Source organism: Flavobacterium ammonificans, assembly GCF_020885975.1.
GTDB classification, from domain to species: Bacteria; Bacteroidota; Bacteroidia; order Flavobacteriales; family Flavobacteriaceae; genus Flavobacterium; species Flavobacterium ammonificans.
This window is the reverse complement of sequence record NZ_AP025183.1, coordinates 112,241-123,601: the sequence shown is the minus strand read 5'-3', so window position 1 is coordinate 123,601 and position 11,361 is coordinate 112,241. Positions and strand designations below refer to the sequence as shown.

9 protein-coding genes and 1 tRNA gene are annotated in these 11,361 nt (G+C 35.6%); all 10 read left to right on the top strand.

Translation table 11 applies throughout. From position 1 onward, the window contains the following. The first annotated feature begins 2 nt into the window (after positions 1 to 2). The 10 genes from mraY (at position 3) to LPC23_RS00510 (ending at position 11,332) form a co-directional block, all read left to right on the top strand. The gene (gene mraY, locus LPC23_RS00555) at positions 3 to 1,232 is read left to right on the top strand and encodes a phospho-N-acetylmuramoyl-pentapeptide-transferase (RefSeq protein ID WP_229330232.1); all 1,230 of its coding nucleotides are present in this window, start codon (positions 3 to 5) and stop codon (positions 1,230 to 1,232) included. Further along, the gene (gene murD / locus LPC23_RS00550) at positions 1,233 to 2,567 is read left to right on the top strand and encodes a UDP-N-acetylmuramoyl-L-alanine--D-glutamate ligase (protein WP_229330230.1); all 1,335 of its coding nucleotides are present in this window, start codon (positions 1,233 to 1,235) and stop codon (positions 2,565 to 2,567) included. Positions 2,568 to 2,593: 26 nt separating this feature from the next. Next, positions 2,594 to 3,895: an FtsW/RodA/SpoVE family cell cycle protein gene (locus tag LPC23_RS00545; protein WP_229330228.1), complete on the top strand. Its 1,302-nt coding sequence runs from the start codon at positions 2,594 to 2,596 to the stop codon at positions 3,893 to 3,895. 10 nt (positions 3,896 to 3,905) lie between these two features. Beyond that, positions 3,906 to 4,994: an undecaprenyldiphospho-muramoylpentapeptide beta-N-acetylglucosaminyltransferase gene (gene murG / locus LPC23_RS00540; protein ID WP_229330226.1), complete on the top strand. Its 1,089-nt coding sequence runs from the start codon at positions 3,906 to 3,908 to the stop codon at positions 4,992 to 4,994. A gap of 37 nt (positions 4,995 to 5,031) precedes the next feature. Further along, positions 5,032 to 6,381 (top strand): UDP-N-acetylmuramate--L-alanine ligase, encoded by a 1,350-nt coding sequence (murC, locus tag LPC23_RS00535; protein WP_229330224.1) that lies wholly within the window; start codon positions 5,032 to 5,034, stop codon positions 6,379 to 6,381. After that, a complete protein-coding gene (locus LPC23_RS00530; protein ID WP_229325473.1) occupies positions 6,368 to 7,090 on the top strand; it encodes a cell division protein FtsQ/DivIB in 723 nt (240 codons plus the stop codon). Before murC ends, LPC23_RS00530 begins: the two co-directional genes overlap by 14 nt. Positions 7,091 to 7,096: 6 nt before the next feature. Further along, on the top strand, positions 7,097 to 8,476 hold the full coding sequence (ftsA, locus tag LPC23_RS00525; RefSeq protein ID WP_229325471.1) for a cell division protein FtsA: 1,380 nt from the start codon (positions 7,097 to 7,099) through the stop codon (positions 8,474 to 8,476). Between the two features lie 54 nt (positions 8,477 to 8,530). Continuing rightward, positions 8,531 to 10,471 (top strand): cell division protein FtsZ, encoded by a 1,941-nt coding sequence (ftsZ, locus tag LPC23_RS00520; RefSeq protein ID WP_229330223.1) that lies wholly within the window; start codon positions 8,531 to 8,533, stop codon positions 10,469 to 10,471. Between the two features lie 217 nt (positions 10,472 to 10,688). After that, positions 10,689 to 11,138 carry a GatB/YqeY domain-containing protein gene (locus tag LPC23_RS00515; protein WP_229330220.1) on the top strand — a complete coding sequence of 150 codons (450 nt, stop codon included), beginning with the start codon at positions 10,689 to 10,691 and terminating at the stop codon, positions 11,136 to 11,138. 120 nt (positions 11,139 to 11,258) lie between these two features. Further along, positions 11,259 to 11,332: transfer RNA gene (locus tag LPC23_RS00510), tRNA-Arg, on the top strand. Positions 11,333 to 11,361: the final 29 nt, after the last annotated feature.

Sequence of the window (11,361 nt, the reverse complement as noted above, 5' to 3'; positions counted from 1 at the left end):
TTATGCTATACTACTTATTTGAATATTTAGATAAAACTTTAAATGTATCAGGGACAGGAGTTTTCCAATACATCACCTTTAGATCAGGGTTGGCATTTTTACTTTCTTTATTGTTATCCACAATTTACGGGAAGAGAATTATTAATTTTTTACGCAATCAACAAGTAGGAGAAACGGTTCGTGAATTAGGTTTAGCTGGTCAAAATGAAAAAGCAGGAACGCCAACTATGGGGGGATTAATTATCATTTTTGCAACACTAGTTCCTGTAGTTCTCTTTGCAAAATTGGATAACATTTACATTGTCCTTTTAATAGTAACTACTCTTTGGATGGGTACAATTGGTTTTATTGATGACTATATCAAAATATTTAAAAAGGACAAACAAGGTTTAAAAGGAATTTTTAAAGTATTTGGTCAAGTAGGATTGGGTATTATTGTTGGGTCGGTTCTATACTTTAGCCCTGCAGTTACTGTTTTAGAAAATGCTTCAAACTCTCCAGTTTTAAAATCAACTACAGTTACGTCTATAGTACAAGCCCCTGTTGAGGTAAAATCTACTGCAACTACGATCCCGTTCTTTAAAAATAACGAATTCGATTATGCAGAGGTAATTGCATGGACTGGTGAAGGCTATCAGAATTGGGCTTGGTTAATTTTCATTCCTGTAGTAATTTTTATCATTACTGCTGTGTCAAATGGAGCCAACTTAACTGATGGTATTGATGGTTTAGCAGCGGGTACATCTGCTATTTCAGTATTTGCCTTAGGCATATTTACATTTTTATCTGGAAACATCATCTTTTCTAACTATTTGAATATCATGTATATTCCTAATTCAGGAGAAATGACTGTATTCATATCAGCATTTGTAGGAGCATTGATTGGGTTTCTTTGGTACAATTCTTTTCCAGCTTCAGTATTTATGGGAGATACCGGTAGTTTGACAATTGGTGGAATTATAGCAGTATTAGCAATAGCCGTAAGAAAAGAGATGCTGATTCCATTGTTTTGCGGAATTTTTCTAGCAGAAAATTTATCGGTAGTACTTCAAGTTGCTTATTTCAAGTATACAAAAAAACGTTTTGGCGAAGGGAGAAGAATTTTTCTAATGTCTCCTTTACATCATCATTATCAGAAAAAAGGATATCATGAAAGTAAGATTGTAACTCGTTTTTGGATTGTTGCTATCATGTTGTCTATTCTATCAATTGTGACATTAAAACTGAGATAGATGCGATTAGTTGTTTTAGGAGGAGGAGAAAGTGGAGTAGGTACTGCCATTCTTGGCAAGAAAAAAGGGTATGATGTTTTTGTATCTGATTTTGGTAAAATAAAGGAAAGTTATAAAGAAGTTCTTAATCATAATGGAATTGCTTGGGAGGAAGAAATGCATACAGAATCACTGATTCTAAATGCTGATGTGGTGATGAAAAGCCCGGGAATTCCCGAAAAATCACCTATAGTCAAAAAGCTGTTTGAAAAAGGAGTTAAAGTAATCTCAGAAATTGAATTCGCAGCTCCTTACACTAAAGCAATAACAATTGGAATAACTGGGAGTAATGGTAAAACCACTACTACAATGTTGACCTATCATTTGCTAAAATCAGCAGGCTTGAATGTAGGTCTAGGTGGAAATATTGGTAAAAGTTTTGCCTGGCAGGTGGCTGACAACGATTTTGATTCTTACGTTTTAGAGCTAAGCAGTTTTCAATTGGACGGAATTATTAATTACAAGCCACACATTGCAATTCTAACGAATATTAGTCCAGATCATTTGGATCGTTATGATTATAAGTATGAAAATTACATCAATTCTAAGTTTCGAATCACAATGAATCAAACCGAAGAGGATTATTTGATTTATGATGCCGAAGACGAAGCAATAACAAATTGGTTGAAAAATAATACAACAAAAGCAACATTAATTCCTTTTTCATTGAACCAAGTGTTCACTGAAGGGGCTTATATAAAAGACAATAAAATCGAAGTAAAGATGATGAATCACGAAGAATTTTCAATGGAAACTGAAACAATTGCGTTAGAAGGAAAACACAATATGAAAAACGCAATGGCGGCTACTTCAGTGGCTAAATTAATGCAAATTAGAAATGCAACCATCAGAGAGAGTTTGTCAAATTTTCAAGGAGTAGAGCATCGTTTAGAAAAAGTATTGAAAATCCAAAATGTACAATATATTAACGATTCTAAAGCAACAAATGTGAATGCTTCTTTCTTTGCTTTGGATAGTGTAACTACACCAACAGTTTGGATTGTCGGTGGTGTTGATAAAGGAAATGACTATAACGAATTGATGTCATTGGTAAACGAAAAAGTGAAAGGAATTATTTGTTTGGGCGTTGATAATAAAAAAATTATTGAAGCATTTGGTAACGTAGTCGATGTTATGGTGGAGGTAGATAATATGCCAGATGCAGTAAGAATGGCGCAACGCATGACCGAAAAAGGAGATACGGTTTTGTTGTCTCCAGCTTGTGCTAGTTTTGATTTGTTTGAAAATTATGAAGATAGAGGCAAACAATTCAAACAAGCAGTATACAATTTATAGTTCGCACTAATTAGACTTTAAGGGATATGAAACTCAAACAGCTACTAAGCAATCTAAAAGGAGATAAGGTAATTTGGTCATTTTTGGCTTTATTGGCTTTGTTTTCCTTTATGCCTGTTTTTAGTGCTAGTACAAATTTGGCTTTTGGTCGAGATGGAGACGGAAATACATTAGGGTATTTAGTGAAACATTTGGCTCATTTGGGAATGGGTTTTATGATTATTTACGTGGTTCATAAAATTCCTTATCATTATTTTAGAGTGATATCCAGAATAGGTTTGCCCATAGTTTGGGGACTTTTAGTGCTCACGCTTTTTAAAGGGACTAATATTGGCGGAGCCAATGCGAGTCGTTGGTTGCAATTGCCATTTATCGGGATTTCATTTCAAACATCCTCTATAGCTGCGATTATATTGTATATATATGTAGCGCGTTATTTGTCAAAAACTAGAGAAATCCCCGTTACTTTCAAAGCCTCTTTTATTGAGTTGTGGATTCCGGTATTTATAACTCTGGCTTTGATTTTGCCAGCTAATTTCTCTACTACGGCTTTAATGTTTGTGATGGTGGTTATGATTGCATTTGTAGGGCAATACCAATTGAAGTATATAGGTTACATTATGGCTATGGCTATAACTGGTCTTTTAATTTTTGTTGCGTTATCAAAAGCATTTCCAGATTCAAAGTTTTTCAGTAGGGTAGATACTTGGATTAGCAGAATTGAAAATTATGGTACTGACAAAGAAGGAGAAGATGAATATCAAATTAATGCTGCAAAAACAGCTATAGCATCAGGAAATTTTACAGGGCTTGGGCCAGGAAAAAGTGTTCAAAGACATTTTTTACCTCAATCATCTTCGGATTTTATTTATGCCATTATTGTAGAAGAATATGGATTAGTTGGAGGGTTGGTAGTTTTAGGATTGTACCTTTTGTTACTGTTCCGATTTGTAATTGCAGCACATAAAGCGAATACGCTATTTGGAAAGTTAGTCGTCATTAGTTTGGGATTTCCATTGATATTTCAGGCGTTAATCAATATGGCTGTTGCAGTGGAATTGTTACCTGTTACAGGACAAACCTTACCCTTAATAAGTAGCGGAGGAAGTTCAATTTGGATGACTTGTTTTGCTCTTGGAATTATCATTAATGTGACTAAGAAAGAAGAGGAAATTGAGCAAGAACAAAAAGAAGCTGCGAAACGAGAAGAAGCACTTCAAAAATTAATAGATCAACAACTAGAATCAGACGAACAACACATAGAACCCAATAATTATTCCATTCAAGACAGTTCTAAAAATCCAATGAGTGCAGTAATTAATAAATAGTAATTAAACCATGAGAACATACAAATTCATACTAAGCGGAGGAGGAACAGGAGGTCATATTTACCCTGCAATTGCTATCGCTAATGAATTAAAGTCTCGATTTCCTGATGCTGATATTCTTTTTGTTGGTGCGAAGGATAAAATGGAAATGCAAAAAGTACCTCAGGCGGGGTACCCAATACAAGGACTTTGGATTGCAGGTTTGCAAAGACGTTTGACTTTTGATAATGCTTTGTTTCCAGTAAAGCTATTGAGCAGTTTGTTAAAATCATGGCAAATTATTAAACAATTCAAACCAGATGTGGTAATTGGAACAGGAGGTTTTGCGAGTGGACCATTATTGCAAATGGCTAATAGCGCAGGCATACCGACTGTAATACAAGAACAAAATTCCTATCCAGGAATTACCAATAAGTTATTAAGTAAGAAAGCCAATGCGATTTGCGTAGCTTATGAAAAATTAGAGCGCTTTTTTCCTAAAGAGAAAATTGTTTTGACTGGGAATCCAGTGCGACAGGATTTAATTGAAGTGCAAAGTAAAAGAGCTGAAGGTCGAGCGCATTACAATTTAGATCCCAATAAAAAAACGATTTTGATTTTGGGAGGAAGTTTAGGAGCAAGACGTATCAATCAATTGATTGAAAAGGAATTGGAATTCTTTGCTTCTCAAAATGTACAATTGCTTTGGCAATGTGGGAAATTTTACTTGGATGAGTACCAAAAATTTAATTCGGAAAACGTACAAGTAATGGCTTTCATCGAAAGAATGGATTTGGTGTATGCTGCTGCCGACGTAGTGATTTCGAGATCAGGAGCCTCTTCTGTTTCAGAATTATGCATAGTAGGGAAACCAGTAATTTTTATTCCGTCACCCAATGTAGCTGAAGACCATCAAACAAAGAATGCTAAATCGGTAGCTGATAAAAACGGTGCTATTTTGATACGCGAAAGCGAGTTAGATTCCAATTTCGAATCGACTTTTTCGGATTTGATTACTGATGAAAAGAAGCAAAACGAATTGAGTCAAAACATTAACAACTTGGCTTTGCCTAATGCAACTAAAGCCATAGTAGAAGAGATACTAAAATTAATCAAATAAAAAACAGAACATTTAAGTGTTTTGTTGCAAGTAAGAAATGAATTTAAATCAAATACATAACGTCTTTTTTATAGGAATCGGAGGTATTGGAATGAGTGCTTTAGCGCGTTATTTCAAAACCATCGGAAAAAATGTTTCGGGTTACGATAAAACGCCTTCAATGTTAACCGATGAATTGATTGCAAGTGGCATTGATATCCACTTTGAAGATCGTATTGATTTAATTTCGAAAGAGTATTATGTAGAAAATACCTTGGTGATAATTACACCGGCCGTCCCTGTAACACATTCGCAATGGAACTATTTTTTAGAGCGCGATTATGAAGTGAAAAAGCGCGCCGAAGTATTAGGAATTATAACTAAAGATACTTTTTGTTTTGCTGTTGCAGGCACACACGGTAAAACTACTACCTCAAGTATCTTAGGACATATTTTATTTGAAAGTGGTGCTGATGTCACTGCTTTTGTAGGTGGAATAGTTGAAAATTACAACTCTAATTTAATAGGAACCGGAAAAACAGTTACTGTGGTTGAGGCTGATGAATTTGATCGTTCGTTCTTGCATTTGTATCCCAATATTGCTTGTGTAACCTCTATGGATGCAGATCATTTGGATATTTATGGAACAAGTGAAGAAATTGAAGCGTCGTTTGTAGAGTTTGCGAATAAAGTAGAAGATAAGAGTCAATTGTTTATTACGAATGAGTTGCCAATAGAAGGAGTGACTTGTGCAGTAAATGAGGAAGCGGTGTATAAAGCGTTTAATGTGAGAGTTGGAAACGGAAGTTATGTTTTTGACGTACAAACCCCAACAGAAACGATACGCGATATTGCTTTTGGATTGCCGGGTAGACACAATTTGATGAATGCTTTGATGGCTTTGGCTATGGCCAAAACTTTTGGAACTTCATCGGAAGCGATTGCCAAAGCATTGGCTTCATTTCAAGGAATTAGAAGACGCTTTTCGTATCAGATAAAAACGCCAAATTTCGTGTATATCGATGATTACGCACATCATCCAACAGAAATTAATGCGGTACATCAAGCGGTTAGCGAATTGTATCCTAACCAAAAAGTACTAGCTATTTTCCAACCGCATTTGTTTAGTAGAACGAAAGATTTTGCAGATGATTTCGCGAAAAGTTTATCGCTTTTTGACGAAGTAATTTTATTGGATATTTATCCAGCTCGAGAATTGCCAATGGAGGGTGTTACTTCGCAATGGTTGATGAATAAAATGACAAGTGAAAATAAAATATTGGTAACAAAAGAAGATTTGATTCCTTCAATTTTAGCTTCAGATGTACGAATTATCGTAACCATTGGAGCGGGAGATTTAGGAGAAATGGTACCGTCAATAAAAAACGCATTGTATGAAACGATTTAATTGGATAACGATTCGGTTAGTACTCATGTTTGGGTTGGTGATTTTCTTGTTTTCGTTTACTTCAAATAGAAACGGAAACCGAAAATTAACCAAAGCTAAGGTGGTTTTTGTTGGAGAAAATTCTAGTTTTCTTAAACAAGAAACGGTTAATAAATTGTTAATAGAAAATAATGACGATGCTTCAGCTATCCGAAAAGATAAATTAGATTTGAATAAGCTAGAAAAAGCCGTTAGTTCGAATCAAATGGTTGAAAAATCAGAGGTATTTGTAACAGTAGATGGTGTTTTGAAAGCGGTTGTAAAACAGAAAACTCCCGTTGCAAGAGTTTTTGATGGTAAGCGTTCTTTTTATATTGATTACAAGGGAAATACGATGCCGTTGTCGGCACATTTTACTGCCAGAGTCCCCCTCGTTTTGGGAGTAATACGTAAAAAAAATAGCGAAGCTTTAGCTGAATTATTTAGAAAAATTCATGACGATGCGTTTTTGAAAAAAAACATCATTGCTATTCAAATTATGCCTAATGGTAGCTTAAAAATGTTGAATAGAAATTTTGATTATCAAATTGATTTCGGAGGAACGGTAAATATGGATACGAAAATTCGAAATTATAAAGCGTTTTTTCAAAAAGCAGTTCTTGATAGTACTTTGTATAAATATAAAAAAATTGACCTTCGTTTCACCCAACAAGTAATTTGCACAAAATAAGAGGTAATGGAAAAAGAGAATATTGCAGTAGGTTTAGACATTGGAACAACAAAAATTGTTGCAATGATAGGCAAGAAAAATGAGTATGGAAAACTAGAAATTTTGGGTGTTGGAAAATCCAAAAGTCTAGGAGTAGCTAGAGGTGTTGTCAATAACATTACTCAAACTATTCAGTCTATACAACATGCTGTTCAAGAAGCTGAAGCTAATTCAGGATACAAAATTAAAGACTGTGTTGTTGGTATTGCGGGTCAACACATCCGTAGTATTCAACATACGGACTATATCAGCCGAAGCAATCCAGAAGAAGTAATTGGGGGTAACGATATTCAACAGTTAATTGACCAAGTGAATAAATTGGCCATGCTTCCTGGTGAAGAGATCATTCACGTTTTGCCTCAAGAATTTAAAATCGATGGGCAATCAGAGATTAAAGAACCTATTGGAATGTATGGTGGGCGTTTAGAGTCAAGTTTTCATGTAGTGGTGGGACAGGCTTCGTCAATCAGAAACGTAGGTCGTTGCATACACGATTCAGGGATTGATTTGTCTGGATTGACATTGGAGCCATTAGCTTCATCTGACGCTGTTTTGAGCCAAGAAGAAAAAGAAGCTGGAGTAGCGCTAATTGATATCGGTGGTGGAACAACGGATTTAGCTATTTTTAAAGATGGTATTATTCGTCATACCGCAGTGATTCCTTTCGGAGGAAATGTAATTACAGACGATATTAAAGAGGGTTGTTCAATTATTGAAAAACAAGCCGAATTATTGAAAGTGAAATTTGGTTCAGCTTGGCCAGGAGAGAATAGAGAAAATGAAATTGTTTCTATTCCGGGATTGAGAGGAAGAGAGCCTAAAGAAATTTCGTTGAAGAATTTGTCTAAAATAATTCATGCACGTGTAGTGGAGATTATTGAACAAGTTTTTGTTGAAATCAAAGCATACGGTCATGAAGACCCAAGAAAAAAATTAATCGCAGGAATTGTACTTACAGGTGGAGGTTCACAATTGCAACACATCAAGCAGTTAGTAGAATATATTACAGGAATGGATACAAGAATTGGTTATCCAAACGAACACTTAGCAGGTAATTCAAGCGAAGAAATCTCAAGTCCCTTATATGCAACTGCAGTTGGTTTAGTGATGAATAGCATCGAAAACAAAACGCAGAGTGCTGTTAGAATAGATCAGGTCCAAGCCCCGGAAATGCCAGTCTATAAAGCTCCAGTAATGGAGGCAGATGAAGTCGTTGCAGCTGAATCAGATTCAGTTGAAATTACAAAAGAAGAAAGTAAAGACAAATCGACAGAAACTCAAATTAGAAGATCCTTTTTTGATAAGTATGTAGATAAAATCAAGGATTTCTTAGATAATGCAGAATAGAGGCTATGCCTTTCACAATATTAAATTAACAACAAATAGCAAAAACCAAATAAAATGATGAGCAACTCAGAATTTGGAAGTATTTCATTTGATTTACCAAAGAACCAATCAAATGTAATTAAAGTAATTGGTGTTGGAGGCGGCGGGAGCAACGCCATCAACCACATGTTTAAACAAGGAATCAAAGGGGTAGATTTTATTGTTTGTAATACAGATTCACAAGCTTTACAAAATAGTGCTGTGCCTAACAAAATTCAGTTGGGAGTTCACTTAACAGAAGGATTGGGAGCTGGAGCAAATCCAGATGTAGGACAACAATCAGCTATCGAAAGTATTTCTGACATTGAAAAAATGTTAGATCAAAATACTAAAATGGTATTTATCACTGCTGGTATGGGAGGTGGAACCGGAACTGGTGCTGCGCCTGTGATTGCTCAATTGGCTAAAGAACGTGATATTCTTACAGTAGGTATTGTGACCCTTCCTTTTGTTTTTGAAGGTAAAGTACGTCAAGAACAAGCCTTAATTGGTATTGAAAAATTACGCAAACAGGTTGATTCGCTTATTGTAATTAACAACAACAAATTGAGAGAAGTTTACGGAAACTTAGGTTTCAAAGCTGGTTTCTCAAAAGCGGACGAAGTATTAGCAACTGCCTCAAGAGGTATTGCTGAAGTAATTACACATCACTACACTCAAAATATCGATTTACGTGATGCTAAAACGGTATTGTCAGATAGTGGAACAGCTATAATGGGTTCCGCAATAGCTGAAGGTGAAACTAGAGCGAAAGATGCTATTATTTCTGCTTTGGATTCTCCTTTATTAAATGACAATAAAATAACAGGTGCCAAAAACGTATTGTTGCTTATCGTTTCTGGAACTAACGAAATTACTTTGGATGAAATTGGTGAAATCAATGACCACATTCAATCTGAAGCAGGTTTCAATGCGAATATTATCATGGGAGTTGGTGAAGACGAAACTCTTGGGGATGCTATCGCAGTAACTGTTATAGCTACAGGTTTTGACTTGGAGCAACAAAATGAAATCGTGAATTCTGAGCCAAAAAAGATCATCCACGCTTTGGAGGATGAGCAAAAAATCACTCACAATTTATCAAATACTCCAGTTCCTGCATTCGATTTGAATACAGAAACTCCAGTGGCTAGTGAAGAAAGAATTGTTTTTGAATTATTGGAGGAGGAGCCAGCAGCAGCAATTGTAGCTGAAGCAGTTCCAGCTTACGATGCTATTACCAATGAAAATGATTTAATCGTAATGTCTGAATTTATCAAAAATTTAGATGTGACTTTCGAAATCGTTTCGCCAATTAATGATATTGATTTTACTTTCACAACGCCTGAGGTACATGCTATCGAAACAGCGCAGCCAAAAGCTGTTCAAGTGGAAGAGCAAGCTGCACTATCCTTTGATTTACCCTTATTTAAATCAGAGCCAGTTGCAGAAGAAAATAAAATAGTTTTTGAATTGACTAATGAAATCAACGACATGCATGTTGTAGATCCTGTTGTTTTTGTACCTGTAACAGAAGTGGCTGAAAACGGAGTTATCCGTCACTCGTTAGAAGAGTACATGGAAGTAGAAAATGATTTTGTAGCAACTAAAACTATTGAAAAAGTGGCTGAAGTTGTTCCAGAAGAATTGAATATCACCATGAAAAAAATGGAGGAGTCAACAATTGCTTCTTCAGAGTTCGAATCGATTTCCCCAATGGAAATGACCATAGAAGAAACTTTACGCGCGCGCGCCGACGAAAGAAGAAGAAAGTTGAAAGAATTCAATTATAAGTTTCACAACAACGTTTCTAAAATTGACGAATACGAGAAAGAACCTGCGTATAAAAGATTGGGGGTAGAACTTTCTGCCAATCAATCAAATACAAATAACTCGAGAATATCAGTGGGAACAGACAGCAATAACGATTTGCAGTTGCGTTCAAACAACTCGTATTTACACGATAATGTAGATTAAAAATTACAAACTAATCAAAACCATTTTAGCCCGAAAGTCAAACGATTTTCGGGTTATTTTTATCCATTCAGCTTAAGAATCAATCTTTTGTTTGTTCGGGTAAATTGTTCTAAATTTGCGAGCCATATCACGACTGACATTGCTAGCTTTTTACTTAAAAAGACTATTTATTGTCCTCTGTTTCAAAAAAGAAAACACACTAAAAAAACAAAAAAATATGAGTTTAGCCACACAAATCATGGACGAAATTAAAAACGCCATGAGAGCCAAAGATACCGTTGCATTAGAATCATTGCGTGCAGTGAAATCAGCTCTGCTTTTAGCACAAACTGAAACGGGTGCCAAAGAAGAAATTAGTGCTGAGGAAGAAATCAAATTGTTGCAACGTTTGGTCAAACAACGTAAAGACAGTGCCAATATCTATACTGAACAAGGACGCCCTGATTTAGCTGAACCAGAATTGTTACAAGCAGCCGTAATTGAGAAATTCTTACCAGTTCAATTATCAGAAACAGAAGTGGAAGCTGTAGTAGCTAAAATTATTACAGATAATGGTGCTTCAGGAATGGCAGCCATGGGAAAAGTAATGGGATTGGCTTCGGCTGAATTAGCAGGAAAAGCCGATGGTAAAACCATCTCGACTATTGTCAAAAAATTATTATCTTAATTTCGTAAATCGTACATTGTCAATCGTATATAAATAAGACTGCGTAGTTCAACTGGATACCTGTCTGCCGACAGGCAGGGAATATCAGATTCAACAAGTAGTGATTAATGAAATAAACCTGACTGCGTAGTTCAACTGGATAGAATATCAGATTTCGGCTCTGAGGGTTGCAGGTTCGAACCCTGCCGCGGTCACAAAAAAACCAGAACATTTGTTCTGGTTT

Coding starts and splice junctions, on each gene's coding strand:
- LPC23_RS00545 (WP_229330228.1), top strand. CDS start 2,594: ATGAAACTCAAACAGCTACTAAGCAATCTAAAAGGAGATAAGGTAATT.
- murD (WP_229330230.1), top strand. CDS start 1,233: ATGCGATTAGTTGTTTTAGGAGGAGGAGAAAGTGGAGTAGGTACTGCC.
- ftsZ (WP_229330223.1), top strand. CDS start 8,531: ATGATGAGCAACTCAGAATTTGGAAGTATTTCATTTGATTTACCAAAG.
- murC (WP_229330224.1), top strand. CDS start 5,032: ATGAATTTAAATCAAATACATAACGTCTTTTTTATAGGAATCGGAGGT.
- mraY (WP_229330232.1), top strand. CDS start 3: ATGCTATACTACTTATTTGAATATTTAGATAAAACTTTAAATGTATCA.
- LPC23_RS00530 (WP_229325473.1), top strand. CDS start 6,368: ATGAAACGATTTAATTGGATAACGATTCGGTTAGTACTCATGTTTGGG.
- ftsA (WP_229325471.1), top strand. CDS start 7,097: ATGGAAAAAGAGAATATTGCAGTAGGTTTAGACATTGGAACAACAAAA.
- murG (WP_229330226.1), top strand. CDS start 3,906: ATGAGAACATACAAATTCATACTAAGCGGAGGAGGAACAGGAGGTCAT.
- LPC23_RS00515 (WP_229330220.1), top strand. CDS start 10,689: ATGAGTTTAGCCACACAAATCATGGACGAAATTAAAAACGCCATGAGA.